The organism is Pseudogracilibacillus sp. SO30301A (assembly GCF_037072025.1).
Classification (GTDB): domain Bacteria; phylum Bacillota; class Bacilli; order Bacillales; family Amphibacillaceae; genus Pseudogracilibacillus.
Genome location: NZ_JAXHDD010000002.1, coordinates 49,460 through 73,879, shown reverse-complemented (window position 1 = coordinate 73,879; position 24,420 = coordinate 49,460). Strand labels below are relative to the sequence as shown.

26 protein-coding genes and 1 pseudogene are annotated in these 24,420 nt (G+C 34.7%); 14 read left to right on the top strand and 13 right to left on the bottom strand.

Translation table 11 applies throughout. The features are described from left to right. Positions 1-222: 222 nt before the first annotated feature. From SPD89_RS02115 to SPD89_RS02100, 4 genes are all read left to right on the top strand, one after another. The gene (locus tag SPD89_RS02115; RefSeq protein ID WP_336260305.1) at positions 223-510 is read left to right on the top strand and encodes a hypothetical protein; all 288 of its coding nucleotides are present in this window, start codon (positions 223-225) and stop codon (positions 508-510) included. A 334-nt stretch (positions 511-844) separates the two neighbouring features. After that, the gene (locus SPD89_RS02110; RefSeq protein WP_336260304.1) at positions 845-1,060 is read left to right on the top strand and encodes a hypothetical protein; all 216 of its coding nucleotides are present in this window, start codon (positions 845-847) and stop codon (positions 1,058-1,060) included. A gap of 243 nt (positions 1,061-1,303) precedes the next feature. Then, positions 1,304-1,591, top strand: coding sequence for a hypothetical protein (locus SPD89_RS02105; protein WP_336260303.1), 288 nt, complete (start codon positions 1,304-1,306; stop codon positions 1,589-1,591). A gap of 27 nt (positions 1,592-1,618) precedes the next feature. Then, positions 1,619-1,804, top strand: coding sequence for a PmeII family type II restriction endonuclease (locus SPD89_RS02100; protein ID WP_336260423.1), 186 nt, complete (start codon positions 1,619-1,621; stop codon positions 1,802-1,804). 588 nt (positions 1,805-2,392) lie between these two features. On the opposite strand, the gene dcm is transcribed toward SPD89_RS02100, so the two are convergent. Both dcm and SPD89_RS02090 read right to left on the bottom strand, forming a co-directional pair. Continuing rightward, entirely contained in the window at positions 2,393-3,724 is a 1,332-nt protein-coding gene (gene dcm, locus SPD89_RS02095; protein ID WP_336260302.1) for a DNA (cytosine-5-)-methyltransferase, read from the bottom strand. 76 nt (positions 3,725-3,800) lie between these two features. Next, positions 3,801-4,040 (bottom strand): hypothetical protein, encoded by a 240-nt coding sequence (locus tag SPD89_RS02090; RefSeq protein ID WP_336260301.1) that lies wholly within the window; start codon positions 4,038-4,040, stop codon positions 3,801-3,803. A 100-nt stretch (positions 4,041-4,140) separates the two neighbouring features. On the opposite strand from SPD89_RS02090, the gene SPD89_RS02085 reads away from it, so the two are divergent. After that, positions 4,141-4,356 (top strand): helix-turn-helix domain-containing protein, encoded by a 216-nt coding sequence (locus SPD89_RS02085; RefSeq protein WP_336260300.1) that lies wholly within the window; start codon positions 4,141-4,143, stop codon positions 4,354-4,356. A 376-nt stretch (positions 4,357-4,732) separates the two neighbouring features. Continuing rightward, the gene (locus SPD89_RS02080) at positions 4,733-6,235 is read left to right on the top strand and encodes an AbgT family transporter (protein WP_336260422.1); all 1,503 of its coding nucleotides are present in this window, start codon (positions 4,733-4,735) and stop codon (positions 6,233-6,235) included. A gap of 99 nt (positions 6,236-6,334) precedes the next feature. On the opposite strand, the gene SPD89_RS02075 is transcribed toward SPD89_RS02080, so the two are convergent. After that, entirely contained in the window at positions 6,335-6,511 is a 177-nt protein-coding gene (locus SPD89_RS02075) for a YfhD family protein (protein ID WP_336260299.1), read from the bottom strand. 148 nt (positions 6,512-6,659) lie between these two features. On the opposite strand from SPD89_RS02075, the gene SPD89_RS02070 reads away from it, so the two are divergent. After that, positions 6,660-8,243 carry a fatty acyl-CoA synthetase gene (locus SPD89_RS02070; RefSeq protein ID WP_336260298.1) on the top strand — a complete coding sequence of 528 codons (1,584 nt, stop codon included), beginning with the start codon at positions 6,660-6,662 and terminating at the stop codon, positions 8,241-8,243. Positions 8,244-8,451: 208 nt separating this feature from the next. On the opposite strand, the gene SPD89_RS02065 is transcribed toward SPD89_RS02070, so the two are convergent. The 4 genes from SPD89_RS02065 to SPD89_RS02050 form a co-directional block, all read right to left on the bottom strand. Further along, positions 8,452-8,637, bottom strand: a complete 186-nt coding sequence (locus SPD89_RS02065; protein ID WP_336260297.1) for a hypothetical protein — start codon at positions 8,635-8,637, stop codon at positions 8,452-8,454. A gap of 342 nt (positions 8,638-8,979) precedes the next feature. Next, positions 8,980-9,366, bottom strand: a complete 387-nt coding sequence (locus tag SPD89_RS02060) for a rhodanese-like domain-containing protein (RefSeq protein WP_336260296.1) — start codon at positions 9,364-9,366, stop codon at positions 8,980-8,982. Between the two features lie 32 nt (positions 9,367-9,398). Next, positions 9,399-9,932 (bottom strand): helix-turn-helix domain-containing protein, encoded by a 534-nt coding sequence (locus tag SPD89_RS02055; protein WP_336260421.1) that lies wholly within the window; start codon positions 9,930-9,932, stop codon positions 9,399-9,401. 156 nt (positions 9,933-10,088) lie between these two features. Next, positions 10,089-11,111 carry a hydroxymethylglutaryl-CoA lyase gene (locus SPD89_RS02050; RefSeq protein WP_336260295.1) on the bottom strand — a complete coding sequence of 341 codons (1,023 nt, stop codon included), beginning with the start codon at positions 11,109-11,111 and terminating at the stop codon, positions 10,089-10,091. 221 nt (positions 11,112-11,332) lie between these two features. Here SPD89_RS02050 and SPD89_RS02045 point away from each other — a divergent pair, with 221 nt between their 5' ends. Together SPD89_RS02045 and SPD89_RS02040 are read left to right on the top strand one after the other, a co-directional pair. Continuing rightward, complete coding sequence (locus SPD89_RS02045) at positions 11,333-11,896, top strand: O-acetyl-ADP-ribose deacetylase (RefSeq protein WP_336260294.1); 564 nt, start codon at positions 11,333-11,335, stop codon at positions 11,894-11,896. Between the two features lie 11 nt (positions 11,897-11,907). Then, positions 11,908-12,453, top strand: coding sequence for a GNAT family N-acetyltransferase (locus tag SPD89_RS02040; protein WP_336260293.1), 546 nt, complete (start codon positions 11,908-11,910; stop codon positions 12,451-12,453). An 885-nt stretch (positions 12,454-13,338) separates the two neighbouring features. Here the strand turns inward: SPD89_RS02040 and SPD89_RS02035 are convergent. The 6 genes from SPD89_RS02035 to yycF all read right to left on the bottom strand — a co-directional run bounded on the left by SPD89_RS02035 (position 13,339) and on the right by yycF (position 20,183). Beyond that, positions 13,339-14,523 carry a S1C family serine protease gene (locus SPD89_RS02035; RefSeq protein ID WP_336260292.1) on the bottom strand — a complete coding sequence of 395 codons (1,185 nt, stop codon included), beginning with the start codon at positions 14,521-14,523 and terminating at the stop codon, positions 13,339-13,341. A 94-nt stretch (positions 14,524-14,617) separates the two neighbouring features. After that, entirely contained in the window at positions 14,618-15,403 is a 786-nt protein-coding gene (locus SPD89_RS02030) for an MBL fold metallo-hydrolase (RefSeq protein WP_336260291.1), read from the bottom strand. Continuing rightward, positions 15,400-16,326 (bottom strand): two-component system regulatory protein YycI, encoded by a 927-nt coding sequence (locus SPD89_RS02025; RefSeq protein WP_336260290.1) that lies wholly within the window; start codon positions 16,324-16,326, stop codon positions 15,400-15,402. The genes SPD89_RS02030 and SPD89_RS02025 overlap by 4 nt, the downstream gene beginning before the upstream one ends. Before the next feature lie 2 nt (positions 16,327-16,328). Next, complete coding sequence (locus tag SPD89_RS02020; protein WP_336260289.1) at positions 16,329-17,627, bottom strand: YycH family regulatory protein; 1,299 nt, start codon at positions 17,625-17,627, stop codon at positions 16,329-16,331. Beyond that, entirely contained in the window at positions 17,624-19,471 is a 1,848-nt protein-coding gene (walK, locus tag SPD89_RS02015; RefSeq protein WP_336260288.1) for a cell wall metabolism sensor histidine kinase WalK, read from the bottom strand. The genes SPD89_RS02020 and walK overlap by 4 nt, the downstream gene beginning before the upstream one ends. Before the next feature lie 7 nt (positions 19,472-19,478). Further along, positions 19,479-20,183, bottom strand: a complete 705-nt coding sequence (gene yycF / locus SPD89_RS02010; RefSeq protein WP_336260287.1) for a response regulator YycF — start codon at positions 20,181-20,183, stop codon at positions 19,479-19,481. A gap of 214 nt (positions 20,184-20,397) precedes the next feature. Between yycF and SPD89_RS02005 the strand changes: the two genes are divergently transcribed. The 5 genes and pseudogenes from SPD89_RS02005 (at position 20,398) to SPD89_RS01985 (ending at position 24,347) form a co-directional block, all read left to right on the top strand. Continuing rightward, positions 20,398-20,880 (top strand): hypothetical protein, encoded by a 483-nt coding sequence (locus tag SPD89_RS02005; RefSeq protein WP_336260286.1) that lies wholly within the window; start codon positions 20,398-20,400, stop codon positions 20,878-20,880. A gap of 87 nt (positions 20,881-20,967) precedes the next feature. Beyond that, positions 20,968-21,159 carry a hypothetical protein gene (locus SPD89_RS02000; protein WP_336260285.1) on the top strand — a complete coding sequence of 64 codons (192 nt, stop codon included), beginning with the start codon at positions 20,968-20,970 and terminating at the stop codon, positions 21,157-21,159. A 74-nt stretch (positions 21,160-21,233) separates the two neighbouring features. Then, positions 21,234-21,794, top strand: a pseudogene (locus SPD89_RS01995) (IS1634 family transposase); the annotation flags it as partial. A 507-nt stretch (positions 21,795-22,301) separates the two neighbouring features. Beyond that, the gene (locus SPD89_RS01990; RefSeq protein WP_336260283.1) at positions 22,302-23,324 is read left to right on the top strand and encodes an ABC transporter ATP-binding protein; all 1,023 of its coding nucleotides are present in this window, start codon (positions 22,302-22,304) and stop codon (positions 23,322-23,324) included. Beyond that, the gene (locus SPD89_RS01985) at positions 23,325-24,347 is read left to right on the top strand and encodes an ABC transporter ATP-binding protein (RefSeq protein ID WP_336260282.1); all 1,023 of its coding nucleotides are present in this window, start codon (positions 23,325-23,327) and stop codon (positions 24,345-24,347) included. Positions 24,348-24,420 lie beyond the last annotated feature (73 nt).

Here is a 24,420-nt window from a genome sequence, read left to right as displayed (position 1 = left end):
GTTAAAAATTATGAGAGCAATTGTTATAACAATGATTACATGTTATTTAGTTGTATTTATATTTGGCAACTTTATATCTAATGTTATATTTTCTTCAGGAGGTGGTGTAACACAGTCTTACATATATCCAATATATCTCGGTATTATTTTCTTAAGTGGATTGATAGTTGGTTGCACTCTTTACATTGTAGAACAAATTAAAAAAAAATAGGAAGAATTATCATGAATAAAATTTTAACTATCTTATTTTTATTAGCTGTCATATTATTAACACCAAATATTATTTTAGCAGAAGAAAAAAACGACGAAAATATAGTTACAATAAATGAATATGAAATGTTGAAAGAACTCTCCAAAAAAGACAATTCAACCCTCAAATTAAGCGGATATAATCAGACAGAATTAAACATAATAAAAAACATCGAAGAAGAGTACCCAAAACATTTAAAAAAATATAAAGATTTACCGAAAGAAGACCTAAAAAAATGGGATATACTGATGACCAAATAAAACTACTAAGAAATTATAAAGGGACAGAGAAAGAAACAATACTACTTGCAGCAACGCTTCACTCCAAATAACAAATCGTGGTATTGAATACTCGAACACTGAAGATAAAACAAATGCTAAGTTTAGATATAGATTTGATTGGCATGGTGTTCCTCTGATTAAAAGACAAGATATTGTAGCTCTCACTTGGAATGATTGGAATCTAATAAAAAGCGAAGAAATTGCTTTAAGATATTATCATGTTGATAACCCACAACGTTTCAGGGGAGGACCTCCAGCAACTTTTCTTGAAAATGATGGTTCTAGTACATTTGGAGCCGGCTACAAATTTGATATGGCTGTAGATAATAATTATTGGTATGCCGGAACTGGAGTTTTTGACTTTGAAGTATATAATCACGGTAAGAAAAACCTATCTGTCTATGCCGAATACGGTCACACTACTTATGCTATAAAACCTACATTCTCTATACCTGACTTCTTATCAATTGAGTTTTCAAGTGGAGTAGATACTGCAGACTCAACACGTCTCGACGTAGAATTACCATAAATAAATAATTACTTAAAAAACTATCTTTTTATAAAATTAAAGATAGTTTTTTAGAACAAAACTTAACTTTTTTATAATCCAAAATATTGATATAAATTATTTCCAAAATTTTATAGAACAATAAGAGAGGATAAAAGAAAAACGAAGGGTGACGAGGAATTCTTAGCCTCGTTTTTTTTACTAGGAGAGCACCCAGATAATGATACGATGAATAAAAGACGATAAAAGTAAAGAGGTTTTATTATGAGCAAAGAAAAACTAAATCAAGAAGAGCTTAATCAAATTATTGCAAAATTTAAGCACTTTTTCAAAAACGAAATTGTAAAAAACCATATTAAAAACACGGAAAAACTAGTATCATTAAAAGAATTTAATTTAAACCCATTTTTGGATGTTTATAAAGCTGTTTATTTATCCGGTAAGAGCGATGCAAAAAGTATCGCAAAGGCATTGGTTTATCCACGAGTTTTAGGTACATCCATAAATACAAGTTTTGGTCAGCAGCTCCAAAAATATTGTAGTGAAATTTAAGACGGTTTTGCTTCTACTACTTCCGGTATTGATATTGAATTTATCGATAAACTAGATGGACGAAAAAAATATTGCCAAATTAAAGCCGATCCAAATACGATTAACCATGATGATGTGACTACTATTAAAAATCATTTTAACGGCATCCGAAATCTTGCTCGAACTAATAATCTACAAATTGGCTTAAACGACCTTATAGTCGGTGTATTCTAGGAACTCCTAAACAACTAAGTTCACATTATAAAACTATTAATAATGACCATCCCGTTATTATTGGGCAAGAATTTTGGCATCGTCTAACTGGCCATAAAGATTTCTATCACTCTTTAGGGGAATCAATGGGTGAGATTGCCTTAGAATTTGATTCATCAGATCTCGTTAATGAAGTAATAGATACTCTAGCAAAAGAAATTGAAACAAACATCTTGTAACGAACAAAAAAGCGCAAGCCCATTCAGCAACGTACAAACTGGAGTGCTTCGCAGCGGAGATAAAGGAAACACGGTGAACGTTAGTGAACCGATGCCCGCTTTCACCGCAAGGGTATAAGTGCGACTAAGCCTCTGGACAAGCCAGTCGGCAAGTCTTCTTTATCGTAGTGGAGAAGCGCGATGTCTGGGACTGCGCTAAAGCTCGTCCCACCAAAAAGATCTGGGACTCCGCTTACTCGTCCCAGCGAAAAGATATGCTATGGCTTAAGCGCTGGAGCTGGACGTGGCTGATGCTGTAAGATAAGCAAAATCATAAAATTTTTATACTTTCTTATCTTGTGAAAAAGTCCTTTGAAAGAAAAGGACTTTTTTAGTTTAACTTATTTAAAGTATTTATAATTGATAGTCCAATTGCTTTTGCCATATTTACTGGAACAGCATTTCCAATTTGTTTATATGCCTGTGAGGTCGAGCAATCAAACTTCCATTCATCGGGAAAACTTTGTATTCGTGCATATTCTCTAACAGTAAACGGGCGTGTTTCATCGGGATGACATCTCTCCGTTTGCTTCTGTGCAGGTGAACAGGTCAGTGTTAATGAAGGTTCGTTCCATGAAAGCCTCCTAGCCATTCCTGTTCTGCCACCACCCGAATAATAGCTTTTACCCATATAATCTTTAGCTATATCATCGGGAAGATCTCTCCAGTACCCACCAGGAGGGATGAGTTCAAGCACTTTTCTTTTTGTTTCAGGATATTTTGCACCATCCGATTGTGGAACATCTTTTAAAATATCTTTTAAAGTTAAATGATAACCATAAGGTTTGGGAAACAAGTAATCTAAATCATTATTTTCTCTATATAAATCTTTTCTTATCCCGACAATAACAATTCGTTCTCTTTTCTGGGCTACATCATAATCAAGAGCTTTAAGTATTTTCCATTTAACATTATAACCCGCTTCAGAAAATACATCTAACATAACTTTTAGAGTTTTACCTCCGTCATGATTAACTAATCCTCTAACATTTTCCGCTAAAAACATTTTTGGTTGAAGATCATTTAAAAGTTTTGCATAATTATAGAATAACGTTCCACGAACATCATTTAATCCACCCTTTTTTCCTGCATAGCTAAATGCTTGGCAAGGGTAACCTCCCGATAAAAGATCTAATTCACCGATCTTTGGTTCTTCAAGATATTGGTCTATTCCATCTTCGGTTAATTTTACAATATCTTCTTCAATAACATGCCAATTAGGTCGATTCTTTCTTAACGTATCGCAAGCATACTTATCAACTTCTACCAATCCAACCGTTTCAAAGCCTGCTTGTTCAAGTCCTAGTCCCAATCCACCAGCTCCCGCAAACAATTCTAAAACTGTATATGTAGATTTTGGTTCAATATCTCTAACTTCAACAAATTCCGTATTGTTATTTGACTTTCTAAGCAGAGATTCATGTGCGGAATCCTTTCTTTCGATATCAAAATCAAATTCTAGTTGCTCTGTTATGTGATCAATTTTGACATCCAATGTTTCACACAACTTCATAGCATTGGCTTTTATTGGATTATAATTTTCCGAAAGTAACATAGATAGTTGACTTTCACTTATCTCTAATTGATTAGCAAGTTCTTTTTGTGTTTTTATGCCCTTTTTAACCATGTATTCTCTTACTTTCTCTTTACTAATCATATACATATTGAATAACCCCTTAAAAAATGTAGGTATTTTTTTAACTTGTTAATGGGTATTATAAACGTATGTTCTCATGTTGTCAAATGTCGAATTTTTGATTGTAACTAGTAATCTCCTTCCTCGCTTTCCTTATTTCATTTAACAGACCATCATTTTCAAAATTCAACGATTCAATAACGTCAATTAGATCCATAACTGCATCGTTTCTAGAGTAAACTTCCTCATCCATTAAACCCATGGCTATATGAATAATTTTCTGTTCTATTTCCAATACAGTAAGTTTCTGATTTACTTTTCCCATAATATAATTCATATCCATTGGACGAACCTCCCTAATATTTTGTACCTATAAGAGTACAATATTAATTGTATTATACTGTACCCTTATAAGTACAGTCAATAGCTTGGAGAGGATATAGTTGAGAAAAGTTAAATTACAATTAAACGAACTTATGTATCAGTACGACTTATCCGTTACTCAATTACATATTAAAACAGGTATAAGGCGTGCAACACTAAGTGAATTAGCAAATGGGAAGAGACAACGGATTCAATTTGAACACTTGGAGAAAATAGTAAATGCTTTAGATATAGATGATATGAACAAACTATTAAAAATTGAAAAAGTAGATTAAATATTAAAATCATTTGTTTACCTCTATTTATTAATAATAGAGGTTATTTTTATAGAGGATGTTCAAAAAGTCCGGTAAAAATGACACTGCGAATGTCTTCGTTGGCTTGTTTCTCCGCTACTCATGTATCTAAATGCATACATTCCGTTGCTCGAAACTGCGCCGCCTCGAACTTCTTGGTCCTTTTTATTCTCCTTTTTAAACACGCACTTATAGTAAACATATTTTTTAGAAAAGAAAGATAATTACTACTTTTGTTCAAACTATTTAAATTTAGTTTAATTTCTCCTATAATAGGGAAGTTAGTTATTTTATTATTTTTTTACACGTTAGAAAAGTATCTTAGGAGGGACAAAACAAGGTGAAGAGAAAGGGCATGCTGCAACGTTCTTTAGATGGGATAGAAACAGTTGGTAATAAATTGCCACATCCTGTCACATTATTTGCAATATTAGCGTTGTTAGTAGTGATTTTATCAGCAATCGTTTCTTCATTTGGTATAAGTGTCGAACACCCCGGAAATAAAGGGGAGTTTGTAGAAGTTAAAAACTTATTAAGCACAGAAGGAATCCAATATATATTTACATCAATTACTGATAACTTTATCGGATTTGCACCACTTGGAATTGTACTAGTGACAATGCTTGGAATAGGTATTGCCGAAAGTACAGGTCTAATTAGTGCACTATTACGTGGATTTGTTTTATTTATTCCAAAGCGACTCATTACAGCTGGACTTGTTTTTGCTGGTATTATGTCAAGTGTTGCATCAGACGCAGGATATGTTGTTTTACCACCACTTGGAGCAGTAATTTTTGCCGGGTTAGGTAGGCATCCGCTAGCGGGACTAGCCGCTGCATTTGCTGGGGTTTCAGGGGGTTTTAGTGCAAACTTAATCATCACTTCTTTAGACCCATTATTAGCTGGTATGACAATCGATGCAGCAAAAATTATTGATCCTGCCTATGCAGAAACGATGAACGTTGCAATGAACTATTATTTTATCATTGTATCTGTCTTTTTATTAACGATCGTAGGTGCATGGGTAACAGATCGAATAGTAGAACCGAGACTCGGCGAGTATAATGGTATTTATCGTGAGAAATTGGAAGGATTAAAAGCAATTGAAAAGAAAGGTCTAAATTGGTCGATCATTTCTGTTGTACTAACATTAATCATTATCTCCTTGTTCGTCTTACCGCCGAATGCACCACTTCGAGGTGAAAATGGTGCGATTATTCAATCTCCATTCATGGATTCTTTAGTACCAATTATTGCTTTATTATTCTTTGTACCCGGTCTTGTATATGGAAAGGTTACAAAAGAGATTAGAAATGATAAAGATGTGGCTGACCAGTTAGCCAAAACGATGGGAACAATGGGAATGTTTATTGTTTTGGCGTTTACCGCCGGACAATTCGTCGCCTTTTTCTCCGAGAGTAATATGGGACTTGCCGTTGGTGTTTATGGAGCTAACTTTTTAGAAAAAGTTAATTTAACAGGTATACCGCTTCTATTGGTATTTATCTTAGTATCAGCTGTTATCAATTTATTTATCGGAAGTGCGTCAGCTAAATGGGCAATGATGGCACCGATATTTGTACCAATCATGATGCAATTAGGTTATTCACCTGAAGTAACTCAAATGGCTTATCGTATTGCTGATTCGTCAACAAATATTATTACTCCATTAATGACCTATTTTGCGCTAATCATTGCATTTGCACAAAAATACGATAAAAAGATGGGAATAGGAACATTAATATCTGTTATGATTCCTTATTCATTATTTTTCCTCGTATCATGGACAATTTTACTTATTGTTTGGATTTTATTAGGAATCGATTTAGGTCCTGGATCACCAATTTACTATCCATAAAATAATCGGAACCCTTCTAATTTTAGGTAGAAGGGTTTTTCTTCTTCTCAGGATTTCGTACAGTTTCAAATATACAAATAGAAACTTTGCTCTTCATTATCATTCATCTTCTTTCACTCGTCGATCCGCTGCACGAGCTCTTCTAATTGCTTCTTCATCATCTTCATCTGCTATTTCATGAGAGAACTCCACATCGATATTTTCCGTAATTTGATTTTTTGGTGTTTGCGCAAAACGATTTCTCCCTTTTGGCTTATTATGTTCATCTCTACCCATTATTTCCACCTCTTTCTTTTTAACGTAATTATAGTTTGTGTATTTTTAACAATTTCATGTGAAAGCGCAACTAAATGTGGAAAACATCATTGTTTTAAATAAAATTCTGAAATATACTAATAATAAGTAAATTTTATGGAGGGATACTATGAAGAACATTCATCACGATCAATCTGCAACCTTGATAAAACGTGCACGGAGAAATACGCTAGGAGATCTATTGACAAGAACGGCCGCACGATACCCGGACAAACTTGCTTTTACATACAAAAATCGTAGCGTGACTTACTTGGAATTATACCATTTGGTCAACCAAACCGCCCATGGTTTAATGAAAGAGGGTATTAAAAAAGGAGACAAATTAGCACTACTTTCCAAAAACAACCTAGATTTTGTAATTATTAATTTTGCAGTAGCTAAAATTGGGGCTGTATTAATCCCAATAAATTATATGTTAACGGAAAAAGATATTGGCTATATTTTAAATCATGCAGAAGTAGATGGTTTATTTGCAACAACTGAATATGCGGAAACGCTTGACCAATCGGCTAAAGGGTCGACAATAAAACAGCGATATTTATTAGAAACAATAAGTGCAGAATCTACTAGAGAGGGATGGATAGCACTATCTAAAATTCAATATAACCAAGAAACTACACCCGTTGAAGTAGATATTAGTGATGATGATCTCGCCCATATTTTATATACAAGTGGCACAGAATCATCACCAAAAGGAGTTATGCTTTCGCATAAAAGTATTATTAGTGAATACGTAAGTAGTGTAGTCGATGGGCAAATGAGTAGTCGTGACATACTTGTTCATGCACTTCCTTTTTACCACAGTGCCCAGCTGCATGTCTTTTTAGGGCCAAGCATCTATATTGGTGCAACTGGAATTATCCTTGAAGAAGCGAATCCAGCAATCATTATGGAGACGATTGAAAAACATAAAGCTTCACAATTATTTGCACCACCGACCGTATGGATTGCGATACTCCGTCATCCCGATTTCGACAATGTTCAATTAAATACTTTAGAAAAATGTTATTATGGAGCAGCAATTATGCCCCGGGAAATATTAAGAGAATTATCAAGAAGATTGCCGAATTCGCGGTTTTGGAATTTTTACGGTCAGACAGAAGTTGCACCACTTGCTACAGCCTTACAACCAGAAGATCAATTACGAAAACTTGGGTCTGCAGGAAAACCAACCTTACATGTTGAAACGAAAATTGTCGATGAAAATGACTTTGAAGTACCTAAAGGGGAAATAGGTGAAATTGTACACCGAACACCGCATGCAATGCTCGGATATTTAAATGATCCCGAAAAAACGTTGGAAGTTTTTAAAAATGGTTGGTTTCATAGCGGTGATCTTGGCGTTATGGATGAAGAAGGGTATATTACAATTGTTGATCGAAAAAAAGATATTATTAATACTGGAGGAATTAGTGTATCAAGCAGGGAAGTAGAAGAAGTAATCTATCAGCTGAAAGAAGTAGCAGAAGTTGCCGTAATCGGCGTTAAAGATGATTACTGGATTGAAGCGATTACCGCTATAATTGTCCTAAAAGAAAATAAGTCTTTAACAGAAGAAGCTATCATTCAGTTTTGTAAACAACACTTATCGACATTTAAATCTCCGAAATTCGTATATTTTACAGAGGCTCTACCAAAGAATCCAAGTGGGAAGGTATTAAAAAAGAATTTACGAAATATCTATGAAAAATAGGCATACGAATCCAAAGAAGAACGAAGGGAAGGAAAGGAAGTTTAAAATGTTACTATTATAGCGGTCAACCCTCATACGTAGAGTGGACGTAAACAGTTTCAGCATAACGGATAAAAACACTCAATAATGATAAAAGATACAAGAGAGATTTCTCGTATCTTTTATACAGTAATCACACCCATAATTAATTAATGTTTTACTTTTAAAACTAAAACATTTCATTTAAAAAAAATGCAATAGCCAATGTAACATAAGCAACTAAAGCAAAGAAAAAGGGATAAAATAACCCCTCTTTATAATTCATGTCATGAGATTTACTTGGTCTAAATAAAACCACAACAGTAAATATGGATAAAACAGAAATAATAATTAAAAAAACAATTAAAAGCTCCATAAAAACATCCTTTCTCAAAACTATATTTGAAATTTTGAAAATATAGTTATATGCTGGAAGACATTACCACAAAAATGTTTAATCTAGTAACAGTACCGTTATTTTCCTATAGACTATCTTCTAACTGTCATGGCTTCAGCCTCCGCAGCACAGGACATACACTTGTGTCGGAGGCTAAAACAGAAACCCTAATGTCAGTTAAATATATTTTCGTAGCGGTAAGATAATTAGTATTCAAAATTAACCATAAAGTTTTCAAAAATAACAACAAAAAACCGAACTAATACAAACTTTAAAATCTAGTTCGGGTTTCTCTATGACTAAACACTTTTTCCATATTATTTATGATCGATCAATATGAATTGGTTCCCATGTACTTAAACCACCTCGTACATTTGCCAAATTTGTAAATCCTCTTCTTTTAAGTCGTTTACAAGCTTCATTCCCTTTTGCTCCTGTTTGGCAAATGACGACTGTTTTCGTATCCTTCGATAACCTTTTGGCTTGTTTACGAATTTCTCTAAGAGGAATGTTCTTAAAACCATATATATGAAATTGATTGTACTTAGCAGGTGAACGGACATCGATAAATTGAATGGATTCGTCTTTTAATTGTTCGCGCAAATCATTAACTGTAATTTGCGCAATTCCACGACCTGGCAAAATTTTTATTAAGACAAGCGTGGCAAAAATAATCGAAGCAAAAAATTTAATCATATCTATAGACATTTGACGTTCCTCCTTTTTGAAAAAATTCAGAATTAGTCATTCGTTTCAATAAATAAAGTTAGAACCTCTGCACCTTCATTATCAACTGGAATAAATAAATGGGGTTTAGTACCTTTAAAATATGCCGTATCTCCTTGTTTCATAAAATGTTTAGTTCCATTATAAAAAAGTTCTATCGCCCCTTTTAATATGTAAATAAATTCATCTTGTGTATGTGTATATGCATCTTCTCTTAAGTTAATATTTTTTGGGGTAACATGAACAATTGTCGGTTCAACACCTGTGTATCTAGATCGATTAGCTAGTAATTCATATGAATAACCCATATGCTCATCACCAACTTTTGATTGCCTTTCAGACTTAAATAACAACACAAGATCTTGTTCCGGATTATCCTCTAATAACCAAGATAATGGCACATCTAATACTTTTGAAATTTTTGATAATGTAGCTATCGCAGAAGAAGTTTGCCCATTTTCTATTTTAGACAAGAGGCTTTTAGAGATATTACACTCATCCGCTATTTGTTGTTGAGTTTTTTTTTGGCGTAAACGTAATTGTTTAATTTTTTTCCCTAAACTATCAAGATTGATGATGATTCTCCCCTTTCAAACTTCTCTGTCCTAATTTTATCATAAAATATAAGTTCCATGTAGAGATGTATAGTATACTAAAAAATCACCATTCTTATCATAAAGATAAAAATGATGATTTGTTATATTTTACTCTTTACTCCGAAGCTTATCATATTGGTTTTTCAGGAAAAAATAGATTATTTCTCTTTTTCGTGGTGGAGATTCCATCATTCTCGTGTCGTTCGCTTGTACGAACTCATTCCTTTTTTTCGTTTGGCTGTCTCTATAGGAAAGCGCTCTACTTGGCAGTTGTTTTTCTAATTTAGCTTGGATAAAAAATGCCGCTTGTTCTAATTTCTTTTCATCAATTCCCGTATTTATACCTACTCCGTGTAATAAATACAACAAATCATTCGTTGCAACATTTCCCGCCGCTCCTGGGGCATATGGACAACCACCTAACCCACCGACAGATGAATCAAAACGATTAATTCCGTAATTCATAGAGGTAACAATATTTGCTATTGCCATCCCTCTTGTATCGTGAAAATGCATAATAATATCTTTGTTTGGAAAACGATATAATATAGCTTCTAATAATTCCTCGACTTGCGAAGGGACTGCTGTGCCTATTGTATCACCTAATGAAAGATCATCCACCCCAAGTTCAAATAATCGATCACAAACTCGAAGCACATTATCAGTATTTATTTTCCCTTCAAATGGACAATCAAAAACAGTAGAAATATATCCGGTAACCCGTTTTTCCTCCTGTTTTGCTCCATCAATTACCTTTTTTAAAACAGGATACGTTTCAGCAATGGATTTATTAATGTTTTTTCGATTATGCGTCTCACTTGCCGACATGAAAACTGATGCCATATCAATGCCAGCTTCTAAAGCGTGTTCAAGACCTTTTTCATTTGGAACAAGCGCAGAGTACGTTACATCAGGATTACGAGTTATCCTTTTACCAACTTCACGAGCATCTTTTAATGCGGGAACCCACCTTGGATGAACAAATGATGAAAACTCAATTTCTTTTATACCAGACTCTGAAAGCATATTAATCCATTCCACTTTATCATCTGTAGAAACCCATTCTTTTTCATTTTGCAATCCATCTCTTGGCCCTACTTCTTTGATGAACACATTATTTGGTCTACGCATATAATTCTCTCCTTTATAAAAACGCTTTCAGCACCATTCAAAAACATTAAACCTAAGTTTCCTTTTATTCAACTTTGTTGAATTCACTATACAATATGAAGCCGTTATTTGTCAACTTAGCCTTTTCCACTACTCTTACAATTATTTCAACTAATGTTTTTATAATAATCTGAGAACCTTTCGCAATATATAGTATAATGAATAAAATAAGGAGGTATTGAATGCTATATACAATTAACAAAAACACTATACAAATTCGTTTAGGCGATATTACAAAGCAATTTAAGGATGTAATTGTCAATGCCGCAAACGGATCGTTATTAGGCGGTAGTGGAGTAGATGGAGCTATTCATAAGGCTGCAGGACCTGAACTTCTTAAAGCTTGCAAAAATATCCGTAAAAATGAATTAAATGGTGAATACCTTCAAACTGGCGAAGTAGTAATTACAAAAGGGTATAATTTGCCTGCAAAATATGTTATCCACACTGTTGGACCCATTTGGGATAAAAATCTAAAAGATATACAGGAAAAACAATTGACCAACTGTTACCGTAATGCTCTTGATCTTGCTACACAACATGGGTTAAAAAGTATAGTATTTCCATCGATATCAACTGGTGCTTATAGATTTCCTATTGAGCTGGCTTCATCCATTGCTTTAGAAACTGTTCTAGAATTTTTGGAGAAGAATGATTTTGGTAAAGTAATCTTTGTTTTGTTTTCGGAAATGGATTTTAAAATCTATGAAAGAAAAATAAAAAGTCTTGTAAGTAATAATAATTGAGGTGTGTACTTTTGTTTAAATTAACTGTTGATGATCATATTAAATTGCGTATGCTATCTGCCCGTGATGCGGAAGCCTTATACAAACTAACTTGCGACTCGAGAGAACATTTAAAAAAATGGCTACCATGGTTAGATCAAATTCAATCTGATTCTGATACTATGACGTTTATTAAAAATTCTTTTCAAATATATAATAATCGACAAGGAATAACAGCAGGTGTTTTTGTTAAGGATCAATTAGTCGGTGTTGTTAGTTTTAATAAGTTGGATTTCACAAATAGAATTGGAACGATCGGTTATTGGTTAGGGCAAGAATATCAAGGAAAGGGCCTAATGACTAAGTCTGTTTCCGCGTTAATTTCCTACGGGTTCAATGAATTATCATTGAATCGAATCGAAGTACGTGCAGCGAGTGAAAATAAGGCAAGCTGTGCCATTGCTGAGAGGTTAGGTTTTAAAAAAGAAGGTTGTCTCCGGGAAGTTGAATGGCTTTATGATCATTATGTTGACCATATAGTTTACGGATTATTAAACAAAGATTGGCATGACAAATGAACTGAAAACCCATTTGTGGACAACTTCTTAATAAACCAAATTCTACTTATGCACATGTTTATTCACATATGCACAGTCGAGTACATATATATTGATTTCATTCGACATTTTTCTCTATATACCGACAAAGAAGCAATTGTTCCACAGGTTTATCCACAGATTGTGTATAACTACCGAGATTTGTGTGTAACTTAAATTTGATATACTTCGCTAAACTATTAGGACTCCTGACAGTTTAACCAAAAAAGACCTTTTACCTTCTCTACAATATCCATAAACTGTGACATAAGGCTCTGCTTATTAATTAATCGACTCGACATCTTGGAGAATGACTCGACGTCTTGCGGATCGACTCGACATCTTGGAGAATGACTCGACATCTTGCGGATCGACTCGACATCTTGGAGAATGACTCGACGTCTTGCGGATCGACTCGACATCTTGGAGAATGACTTGACGTCTTGCGGATCGACTCGACATCTTGGAGAATGACTCGACGTCTTGCGGATCGACTCAACATCTTGGAGAATGACTCGACGTCTTGCGAATCGACTCGACATCTTGGAGAATGACTCGACGTCTTGCGAATCGACTCGACATCTTGGAAATTGACTCGACGTCTTGCGGATCGACTCGACATCTTGGAAATTGACTCGACGTCTTGCGAATCGACTCAACATCATGGAGAATGACTCGACGTCTTACGGATCGACTCGACATCTTGGAAATTGACTCGACGTCTTGCGGATCGACTCGACATCTTGGAGGTAGAGTCACTTTTCCCCAACGGTGATAGATCATTATGTCACAGTTTGCATTAACTCATCAATTCCACGATTTATATACAAAAACGCTACTCAACCTAATATGAGTAGCGTTCTCTTATTATTTCTGTTCGTCTAGCTTAACAGTTGTCTCAAATCGTTCTCCATCACGATAATAAACAATATCTACTTCTTCATCAATTTTTAACTCTTGATACAATGTTTTTCGTAAATCTAAAATATTTAAAACTGGTTTTCCTGCAAATTCGGTAATTACATCGAGTCGATCAAGACCAGCTTGATCCGCTGGAGATAATGGTTCAATGCTCCAAATATACACTCCACCTTCAACAGAGTCTGGTAACTTTAACGTATTTTTCCACTCTACTTTAGGTACCTCGTCTAATGAGTATATTTCCACTCCTAAGTACGGCCTAGTTACTGTTCCCGTTTTCTCAAGTTCCTCTATAATTGGTCGTGCTGTATCTATTGGAATTGCAAAACCAATCCCTTGAGCAATGTTTTGACTAATTTTCATGGAGTTAATTCCGATGAGTTGTCCATCTATATTAATTAATGCTCCACCACTATTTCCCGGATTGATTGCAGCATCAGTTTGAATTACTTCAGCTTGCCAATCAGGTCGTCCATCTTGGTTAAAATCTTGAGGAATCGCCCGCTGCTTTCCGCTAATAATACCTTGCGTTACAGAACCTGCAAACATATGTCCCAATGGATTTCCAATTGCGATTGCTGGTTCCCCTACTTTTAAGTTTTCTGAAGAACCCATTTCTATCGTAGTATCAATATTATCATCTTTTACACGTAAAACAGCAAGGTCTGTAAACAAGTCACTACCAAGTAATTCAGCTTCTAAGTTTGTATCATCACTTAATACAATTTCAAGCATATCTGCACCATCTACAACGTGATGATTCGTCACAATATAAGCATAACCGTCCTCTTTTTTGTAAATGACACCCGAACCGGTGCCTGCTTCACTTGCTTCACCTTGTTGCCAAAAATCTGAACGTTGTTGAATATTCGTTACACCAACAACAGCTGGAGATACATTTTCTACGATATCTGTTATTTGTGTGGATACATCTACATTGATATGTTCACGAATTCCGTCTTCAGTAGTAACAGTCCCTTGTTCATCATCATTATCTAATACTACGTTTTTCCCTGTAAAGTTTGGAAAAACGACTAACATAAGCAAGATCCCCACTCCAAGACCAATAATAATAGGAAGAAACCAACCTCCCCATTTTTTATTCGCCGGTTTATCATTATAATAACCCATAATAACAACTCCTTCTGCCGAGTTAAAATATGTAAAATATCTTTCATTATTATATCATTTAAACCTATTTTTTATTTAGAAATTTTATTTACATTTAAACTACTTCATATAAATCTGTTGGATTTTCGGGGTCTGTATCAAATAATTGAACTTCTACATCGCGCTCTTTCAACACTTGGTCAACGGACATTCTCGCTAATTCTTTCATGTTATTATCTTTACTCAAATGAGCTAAATATACTCTCTTAGTTTTATCTTTAATAACTTCACTGAGTGCAAGACCACAGTCTTCGTTAGAAACATGTCCAGAATCTCCTAAAATTCTTCGCTTCACATTCCAAGGATACCGACCCATTTGTAGCATACTAATATCATGATTTGCTTCAAAAATATAAGCATCTGCATTTTCAACCGTCTTTTTTATTTTCTCAGAAACATAACCTAAGTCTGTTACAAGTGATACTTTTCTACCTTCGCAATGAAAGTTAAAAAACATTGGATCAGCTGCGTCATGTGAAACAGAAAACGATTCTACATCGATATTTCCAAATGTTTTCACACTATTAGCTTCAAAGTGAAAACATTGATCAGGATTTATTTTTCCTATGCTTTTTTTCATTGCTTTCCATGTTAGCTCGTTTGCATAAATTGGCAAATTATACTTCCTAGCTAATATCCCTAAACCTTTAATGTGATCACTATGCTCATGTGTCACTAAAATACCATTTAATTTAGTGGGGTCAACGTTAATCTCCTTAAATAACTGATCCATTTTTTTACCACTTAAACCAACATCAACAAGGAGTCTTGTTTCATAAGACTCCAAATAAAACGCATTACCTGTACTGCCAGAAGCAAGTACACTAAAGCGCATAGTCATTTTTTATACTCACCCCGATATCTTTCTAATCGCTCTTTTAACGCTTCTTTCATTTCCCCCGGGTTCGTATTGTCATCCCAAGATAATTGAATTTTATCAATCGCCGATTGTATCACTTCTTCTAGAAACTCCTGCTCTTCTGTCGAAAAGATAAACCCTTCAATCGCATTTACAAAATAATCTTTTTCTTCATTTACCTTCACTTTCCAAATTGGGGCAAAAACTTGTACGCCTGTCTCAAAGGGAACTCTTGTATGAAATCCAATCTTAACATCTGTAATATCATCACCAGATTTTAATTCACTTGCACCATATAAAGTTTCAATTGCTTGAATAGGTTTAATTAATTTACTCTTTTCCGCAATTGGCTCAGTTTCACCGAGCATTGTTTGAATATAAAATGTGATCTCATTATCGTCATTTAAAAATAAAAGAACAAGCCCATTTTGATTATAGTAAACGGGACGATCCATCTTTTTTTGGAAAAATATTAAAACATTTAGCTCTTTATTCCAGTTCCAAAATGTATATTCTTCAGGATAATAAACGATGCTATTAAATATTTCGGTAACCTTGTCAATTTTGATGCCTTCTTTAATTTTAATTGGATCGTCTAACTTAGACAAGAGTAAATACTTATTAGCTATATATGTGTCTTGAAATTCACTTCGATTAAAACTACTTAATTCATCTTTACGAAACATTTGTTGCTGAACAGAAATAAAAGCCTCTTCATATTCTTGTTCAGGTAAATCTTGAAAAGTAATTTCTTCAGCTTTTAGCTGTTCCTCGATTGATGATGACTGTTGTTCAAGTACTCCTATATCGGCTTGATCTTTTTTATCTAAAAATTGCATAAAAAGGTAAATATCTAAAATTAGAAAGCTGAGGATTAATAATGTCTTTATCTGACCCCAATGCATTGTTAACCCCCTCCCTCAAAATGTAAATCTTGTTGGTTATCAAGTAAATTAAGCTTTACCCATTCACCTTTGTACAATATAAACCAATTTGGTTCTAACATTAAACTATGAGCTTCATCTAAAAAAGTTAAGGAATATCCAACTTGAATATCTTGAATGTTCTCTATCTCCAATCGTTGATCATTTACAAGATAATTACTTACCTCTTGACCTGATGCCAACTCAACATCTCTTGAATCTAGTTGATTACCTAGTATCACAAGTGGCCTTGAATATAAATGTAAATCTTGTTCCCGCCACTCTTGTTCAATAGTACTTAAGGAATGATTATCAAATATAGGATAACCATCATAATAAAGCCGAAATTGAATATTGTTTTTTGGCTTGTTTATCTTTTCAAATAAGAATTCATTCGTCCAACCTTTATGTTCATTTATATTATTTATACTTTTATCAAGCAACTCCATTGAATCTAACATACTATAAGAAGATTGAATTGGATTAATAAACTCTAATTTACGTCCATCTTGGTCGATTCTCATTCCTCGTTGGCCATCCGTAAAATAAGCTTCCTTTGTGTTTGGCGTTACAAGAGACGGGTTACTAAATAATGCATCAATAAATACATCAGGCTTAATTTTACTACCTATCAACGTCTTACTTGATGACTTTACACGTTCTTTAGGCAGATAGATTGGGTGATCATTTTTTCCAAAACTAATAAATTCCTCTAATTTTTCTTCATTATGCATATAGGATAATAACTCATTATACACGTCTGAATTTTCTATTTTTGCAATGATTTCTTTTCTTTGATCCACAGACGGTATTAATAATTCTAATTCATCCTTTCCTTCATCAACAACTAAAAACACCCGTTCAAACGACCAGTTGGGCGGTTCAAATTCGTCATGGAACGTAAATAAACTGGTAAGTAGTTCAGCTGGTATGGCACTTGGAAAAATTAATTCAACATAATTTTTCTTGTCATCCGGCCTTCCATTTGAATTTGTCACCCGATAATCGTACAACATCCAAGATGCGATATTTTTATAAAATAACAGTCGATCATTAGGATTGATAAAACCTGTCACATGCTGATTGTCCCGAAAAATAACTTCTCTTGGAATTATCAAATCATTTTTCGATAATTCAACTCCTCCAACATCTACTTCATTCACATAGCTAGCATCATAATAGTCTTCATAATTTGGCCGATAGCTCCACACGATAAATGACAATAGAAAACTAACTCCTACAAGAACAACTAAAATAAATGTCTTTACTGTTTCATATTTCATGCCTCTCGCCTCCGCTTCTCATTAATAAGCGGTAGAGTAAAGTATATAGTTGTTCCTTTACCCTCGATACTATTAACCCAAATTCTTCCATAATGTGCCTCAACTAGTTCTCTAGTAATTGCTAAACCTAATCCCGTTCCTCCAAGTTTTCTAGTTCTCGCTTTGTCTACTCGATAAAAACGATCAAATATTTTATCTAGCTTATCATATTCAATTCCAATTCCTTCATCTTTGACGCTTATAACAATTTGTCTTATTTGCAACTGAATTTTGCACGTGATTTTCCCACCATCTGGAGAATACTTTACTGCGTTGGAAATAATATTATCAAGTATTTGCGTCATTTGATCTTTATCAATCCAAACAAAATATGATGCAGCAGGAATTTCACGTACGAATGTTATCTTTCCATCTTTTTCATTCATCTCAAATCGGTCAATTATTTTATGAAAATAAGGTACAAAATCTACATTCTCCCGGTTCAAGGTGAGCTCTTTACTATCCATTCGGGACAGTTGTAATAAACTATTTACCATTCGAATCATGCGTTCTGTTTCATTTCGAGTCACTTCCAAAAACTTTGGTGCAATGTTTGGATCTTCCCATGCTCCATCTGTTAAAGCTTCAATATAACTTCTTAACGTCGTTAACGGGGTTCTTAATTCATGAGATACATTAGATACAAACTCTCTTCTTTCCTGTTCAACTCTTTCTTCTTCCGTAACGTCACTTAACACTGCAATCAGACCGCTCGTTCGTTTCTGATCTTGGTGAAGATCCGCTATTACTGAGAAGTTTGCGCGTACTAAAAATATTTCCTCACCTTCACTAAGATCAAGAACAATCGATCCACTTTGTTGCAATTCAATGATATCTTCCACTTTTTCATCAAGTGAGAGAAGTTTTAATAGATCTTTACTTATTAAACTATTAGGATTTTCATTAAAAAACCTAGCCGCCGCTTCGTTAATTAGTGTAATTTCTCCTTTACTATCTGTAGCAATAACACCTTCAGTCATATTTTCCAAGACTGAACTTAATTTTTTTTGTTCCTTTTCAATTGTCGCCATGGAATGCTTTAGTCGATCATTTAAATGGTTAAATGTAACAGCTAACTGACTTATTTCATCATTTCCATAAACATTTACTTTTTGAGAGAAGTCTCCACGTGCCATTGTTTGAGCTTGTCTCCGCATTTCAACAATTGGCTTCGTTATGGCTCTAGCAATTAAAATACCTAATATAACTGAGACTACAAGCGCAATGACTGAACCCTTTAGAAAGATTTCATTTATTTTTTGAAGTTGCCCATAAACTCCCTCTAAGGAGGTGCTTAAATAAATAACACCTTGGACATTTTCATCCGCATCATGAATTGGTTCAACCCGGATGAAAACCCGCTCACCTGTTTTGCTATTATAACTTGTATTATCCATGGAAGTGCGAAACTTAATAGCTCTTTGAACAATCTCTTCCGTTATCTTTTTTCCAATAATATCTTGATTTAAATAATCATTTGTTCCAAGTACTCGTCCTTGGTTATTAATCACCTGGATAGTCGTTATCCCAGAACTAGTATTAACATCTGTGACGATACTTTGTACATCTTCTTGCAATGTCGGTTCTAACGGATCATCTGTCCGTTTTTTACTAAAAGCCTGTTCTAAATTGTAATTAAGTAGATCGATCCGATCATTAATAGACTCTTTAAAGTTATCGAGTAATTCAACTTCTAATTGCCGTGCTACGTACGAACCTATCACTTGCACTGCTACAACTAAAAGCAATATATAAATAATGATAAACTTTAACTGAATCGAACGAAAAAAACCGACTTTTTTCATAAAATTATTACTCCTCGTTTAGGCTTCGTAAATAATACCCTACTCCTCGACGTGTGACAATTAATAGTGGATTACTTGGATCTTCTTCAATTTTTTCTCTTAATCGTCGCACCGTTACGTCTACCGTCCGTACATCACCAAAATAATCATAACCCCATACAGTTTCAAGTAAATGCTCACGAGTCATTACTTGTCCAATATGACGTGCTAAATAATAAAATAACTCAAATTCTCGGTGAGTTAAGTCAATATGCTCTCCATCACGTGAAACGCTATAAGCTTCTGGATGAATTGTAAGGTTTCCTATTATAATATCTTTTTTATTTTCTACATTCTCATCAACAACTTGTTGCTGTCTACGTAAATTTGCTTTAACTCGTGCAATTAATTCTCGATTACTAAACGGCTTTGTGACATAATCGTCTGCTCCTAGTTCGAGACCTAGCACTTTATCTATTTCTGAATCCTTCGCTGTCAGCATAATAATTGGCATATTTTTAGTTTTGCGAATTTCTCGACAAACTTCATTTCCGTCTTTGCCTGGAAGCATAATATCCAGTAAAATTAAGTCAGGATTCTCTTTTTCAGCAAGTTCAATTGCATCATCACCATCAAATGCACAAACAACTTCATATCCTTCTTTTTCTAGATTAAATTTTAATATATCCGCTATTGGTTTCTCATCATCAACAACAAGTATCTTTATAGCCATTTTCCTTCCCTGCTTTCTATATGATATTATCTATTCTATCTTTCATCATTGATATATTTTTACCCTATCCCTATATTCTAACGTATTTAAAGGTAAATGTCAGATACTTTACCATAAAAAAGGACTGGGATATACTTCTAAATTGATTGATAGCTTACATTCTACTCCACCCAACTTTAGCTCGCTTCCATAATCCCCACTACTTTTGCGAATCTTGCAATCTCAAAAATTTCATATTTTTAATCCGAGTAAAGAATTATATAAAGCCAAAATCGCAATGTTGATTAAGGATAAAGAAAAAGAATTGAATGTTGCGGTAGTTGACGTGAAATTTGATAATGAGATGAACTTACATGTTTTAGCTAATCGTTTGACAGATGATTCTTACGTGGCATGGAATTCATATTTTGTAGAAGAAATGGAAAAATCCTATGTTAATTTTTATAACGGTAAATATGACATAGATATTGAGCAAGGTATGAGGGAATTAGAAAGACGTTCGGGGCGTTATACAGAAATATTTATTGGACACAATGGGGGGTGTATGCTCTTAAATAACAGGGAATTTGAAGAATTGCCAATTGGAATAGTAAATGACAAAATAAAGAAGTTAGGACTGGAACGTTTGCAGAGTAATAATGCTTATGCAAATGTTCTTGCAAATTATATGATTGTTTATAAGAAGGAACTGCCTTAAACCCTATAAATAAAGGGTTTTTTGCTTTTTTGGTTGATTTTTCCTCTATTTTTTTGATATAATTATACCAAGGAATGGAGGTGCCGTATGTCTCTGGTTTACTTAAAAAACAAAAAGAATGGCGTTACTTATGTCTATGAATCCACTGGTTACTGGGATAAAGAAAAGCAACAGGCAAGAAATCATAGAACATGTATAGGTAAGTTGGATCCTGATACTGGTGAAATCTTTCCTTCCAAAAGACTGGCGAAAATGGATTCGACAATGCCTAAACCATGATCGGTTCCATCCGTTGTACATAAACGCAGCTTCTATGGCGCAACATATCTCTTCGATGCCATTGGTGAGAAGCAAAAGCTACGGATGATAAAATAGCATGGAACAAACTGCTCGATGGTCTTGAAGAAGAACTATTATCTGGCAAGAAAAGTCAAGATCATGAAAAGTTGTATACGAAATACTTTGAGGTAAAGGAGACGCCTAAAAGAGGAATTAAACTTACTCCTAAGCAGGAAGCTATAGAGGTTGCGGAGAAAAATTCTGGTTATTTTGCACTGCTATCCAATGAGTTTAAAGATCCGCTTGAAGCCATTAAGATCTACCGTTCTAAATATTTGATCGAGAAGGTCTTTGGTAATTTAAAAGAGCGGCTGAACATGCGACGCACATCTGTATCTTCTGAAGAAAATTTAGCGGGGAAGTTGTTTGTACAATTTATTGCACTCAATCTTTCATACATTAAAAAAGTTATGTCAGACAAGGATTTATTTAAGAATTACACCTTGCAGGAATTGTTAGATGAACTTGATATTATTGAATGCTATGAACAACCGGGGCGTAAACGCCGTATTGGTGAGATAACTAAAAAACAAATGGATTTATACGGACACCTAGGAGTGGATGTCCCTTCCTAGGTATAATTTTCCCGGAATTTAGGTTACATATAGATCCTTTATAATTCATAAAACTCCTACTTTATTAATATATTACAATATACTCATAGATTTTCAAGCATGTAACGACAATGAAGATGAAGATCATTTTAAGAACGCGTGGAAATGAGTGGTTATTCATTGTTCGGCGTTAGTAAAACGCAAAGCGCCTTGCTTACCTTAAGGCATAGCTTAAGACAATCTTTAGCGTGGCGTTCTTTTCCACAGAAAAGATTGACTTCAGATCTCGAGGGGTAGGTACTGGAGCTAGACATGGCTGTTCATGTAAAAAACGGTTTTATGCCAACGTTTTATACTTTCTTATTTTGAAAAAGCGACATCAGCGCTGCACCTCTATACACACCACAATTTTCTATTATTCATTTTTTTATAATTTAAACAAACATCTATGCTTATTTATGAAAAAGTATCAATATTTTTAATACATAAATGTCAATAGGTACAATTGTCAAGGGAAGGAAGGTTTATATGCCCAAACAAAAACAACCCTTACTAAAAATAAAGCGTTTACATACCGGATTTTATATAAATGAGCAATTACATCATGCAATATCAGATATTAACCTCACTGTAAACGAAGGAGAAATTATTTGTATTGTTGGAGAATCAGGTTGCGGAAAAAGTGTCCTTTCCTTATCAATCATGCAGCTTTTACCGAAATTGATCGCTGAAATTTCCGAAGGGGAGATCATTTTTGCAGGAGAGAACTTAGTAAATAAAACAACTGACGAAATGAATAAAATTCGTGGAAAAGAAATCTCGATGATTTTCCAGGAGCCAATGACCGCACTAAATCCTGTATTCACTATTGGCTTTCACCTAACTGAAGTTTTTAAAAACCACACAAACTTATCCAAAAAAGAAGCACGTGAAAAAGCGATTAGCCTTTTGACACAGGTTGGTATATCAAGGCCGGAATCGATTGTTGATGACTATCCCCATCAGTTATCAGGCGGCATGCGGCAACGTGTCATGATTGCCATAGCGATAGCCTTGAATCCAAAGCTGTTAATAGCGGATGAACCGACAACGGCATTAGATGTAACCATTCAAGCACAAATACTTGAACTATTAAGACAAATCCATCATGAACACGGAATGTCCATCATGCTCGTTACCCACGATTTAGGGGTTGTTGCGGAAATGGCGGAAAGAGTGGTCGTTATGTATGCTGGACAAATTGTGGAGAGTGCTACTGTAAAAGAATTGTTCCAAAATGTTAAACATCCGTATACAGAAGCACTGTTAGGCAGTGTTCCACATTTGGATCATGATGAAGAAATGCTTTTAACCATTAAAGGAGTCGTACCATCTATTGAAAAGATGCCCAAAATAGGCTGTCGTTTTGCCGATCGCTGTATGAAGGCTTTCTCTGATTGCGCCCATATTTCACCTCAACTTGCCCAAGTGGATGATAATCATTATGCCCGCTGTCTGTTGCATGAAGCATGTTATCCAAAAGACAGGGTACAACCGGAGGAGGTTAAATAAATGGCGGAAACGGATACACAACTAACAACTGTATCAGCAAATACATATGATGAAGATATTTTATTAGAATTAAAAAATGTAAAAAAGTATTTCCCGATTAGAGCTGGGTTTATTAAACGAACTGTCAGCCACGTTAAAGCGGTCGATAATGTTTCATTGACGTTAAGAAAAGGGGAAACGTTCGGACTTGTTGGTGAATCAGGGTGCGGTAAAACCACTACCGGAAGACTTATCATGAGATTGACCGACCTCACTTCAGGTCAAATCCGATTTGATGGACAGGATATTTCTTCTTTTAAGGGGAGTAAGCTGAGACAGATCAGACAAAATATGCAGATGGTTTTTCAGGATCCGGTTGCATCCCTCAACTCCAAGATGATGGTTGGTCATATTGTGGATGAACCAAAGCGGAATTTTTCTCGTAAGACTCATAAACAATTACAGAAAGAAACCCAGGACCTATTGGAAAAAGTCGGTCTACGTCGTGAGGATTATTATAAATATCCACATGAATTCTCTGGTGGACAAAGGCAGAGAATTGGGATTGCCCGTGCCCTGGCTCTAAATCCAAAATTAATTGTTGCCGATGAACCTGTCAGTGCACTTGATGTGTCCATTCAAGCACAGGTTGTTAATCTATTAAAGAAGTTACAGCATGAATTCGATTTGACTTATTTGTTTATTGCCCATGATCTCAGTGTTGTAAAACATATGAGCGACCGGATCGGGGTCATGTATTTAGGACATATTGTCGAAGTAGCGGATAAGCTAGCGATGTATGAAGAACCGTTACATCCATACACCCAAGCACTAGTTTCGGCAATTCCCAATCCCAATCCGATCAAAAAGCGAGAACGCATTATCTTATCAGGAGACGTGCCAAACCCTGTAGATCCACCATCAGGATGTGTGTTCCATACAAGATGTCCATTTGTGATGGACAAATGTAAACAGATTGTTCCACCATTTAAGGAGGTGAGGACAAATCGATTTGTAGCCTGCCATTTACATGGAAATGATTAAATTTTAGTAAAGTGCATGTTCAAAAAGTTGCAACTTCAGTCGACCTTGGTCCTTTTTGAACACGCACTTAAAA

Excerpts from the sequence above, each read along its gene's own strand:
- SPD89_RS02115 (WP_336260305.1), top strand. The coding sequence starts at position 223 with ATGAATAAAATTTTAACTATCTTATTTTTATTAGCTGTCATATTATTA.
- SPD89_RS02110 (WP_336260304.1), top strand. The coding sequence starts at position 845 with ATGGCTGTAGATAATAATTATTGGTATGCCGGAACTGGAGTTTTTGAC.
- SPD89_RS02105 (WP_336260303.1), top strand. The coding sequence starts at position 1,304 with ATGAGCAAAGAAAAACTAAATCAAGAAGAGCTTAATCAAATTATTGCA.
- dcm (WP_336260302.1), bottom strand. The coding sequence starts at position 3,724 with ATGTATATGATTAGTAAAGAGAAAGTAAGAGAATACATGGTTAAAAAG.
- SPD89_RS02090 (WP_336260301.1), bottom strand. The coding sequence starts at position 4,040 with ATGGATATGAATTATATTATGGGAAAAGTAAATCAGAAACTTACTGTA.
- SPD89_RS02080 (WP_336260422.1), top strand. The coding sequence starts at position 4,733 with ATGCTGCAACGTTCTTTAGATGGGATAGAAACAGTTGGTAATAAATTG.
- SPD89_RS02075 (WP_336260299.1), bottom strand. The coding sequence starts at position 6,511 with ATGGGTAGAGATGAACATAATAAGCCAAAAGGGAGAAATCGTTTTGCG.
- SPD89_RS02070 (WP_336260298.1), top strand. The coding sequence starts at position 6,660 with ATGAAGAACATTCATCACGATCAATCTGCAACCTTGATAAAACGTGCA.
- SPD89_RS02065 (WP_336260297.1), bottom strand. The coding sequence starts at position 8,637 with ATGGAGCTTTTAATTGTTTTTTTAATTATTATTTCTGTTTTATCCATA.
- SPD89_RS02060 (WP_336260296.1), bottom strand. The coding sequence starts at position 9,366 with ATGTCTATAGATATGATTAAATTTTTTGCTTCGATTATTTTTGCCACG.
- SPD89_RS02050 (WP_336260295.1), bottom strand. The coding sequence starts at position 11,111 with ATGCGTAGACCAAATAATGTGTTCATCAAAGAAGTAGGGCCAAGAGAT.
- SPD89_RS02045 (WP_336260294.1), top strand. The coding sequence starts at position 11,333 with ATGCTATATACAATTAACAAAAACACTATACAAATTCGTTTAGGCGAT.
- SPD89_RS02035 (WP_336260292.1), bottom strand. The coding sequence starts at position 14,523 with ATGGGTTATTATAATGATAAACCGGCGAATAAAAAATGGGGAGGTTGG.
- SPD89_RS02030 (WP_336260291.1), bottom strand. The coding sequence starts at position 15,403 with ATGACTATGCGCTTTAGTGTACTTGCTTCTGGCAGTACAGGTAATGCG.
- SPD89_RS02025 (WP_336260290.1), bottom strand. The coding sequence starts at position 16,326 with ATGCATTGGGGTCAGATAAAGACATTATTAATCCTCAGCTTTCTAATT.
- SPD89_RS02020 (WP_336260289.1), bottom strand. The coding sequence starts at position 17,627 with ATGAAATATGAAACAGTAAAGACATTTATTTTAGTTGTTCTTGTAGGA.
- walK (WP_336260288.1), bottom strand. The coding sequence starts at position 19,471 with ATGAAAAAAGTCGGTTTTTTTCGTTCGATTCAGTTAAAGTTTATCATT.
- yycF (WP_336260287.1), bottom strand. The coding sequence starts at position 20,183 with ATGGCTATAAAGATACTTGTTGTTGATGATGAGAAACCAATAGCGGAT.
- SPD89_RS02000 (WP_336260285.1), top strand. The coding sequence starts at position 20,968 with ATGTCTCTGGTTTACTTAAAAAACAAAAAGAATGGCGTTACTTATGTC.
- SPD89_RS01990 (WP_336260283.1), top strand. The coding sequence starts at position 22,302 with ATGCCCAAACAAAAACAACCCTTACTAAAAATAAAGCGTTTACATACC.
- SPD89_RS01985 (WP_336260282.1), top strand. The coding sequence starts at position 23,325 with ATGGCGGAAACGGATACACAACTAACAACTGTATCAGCAAATACATAT.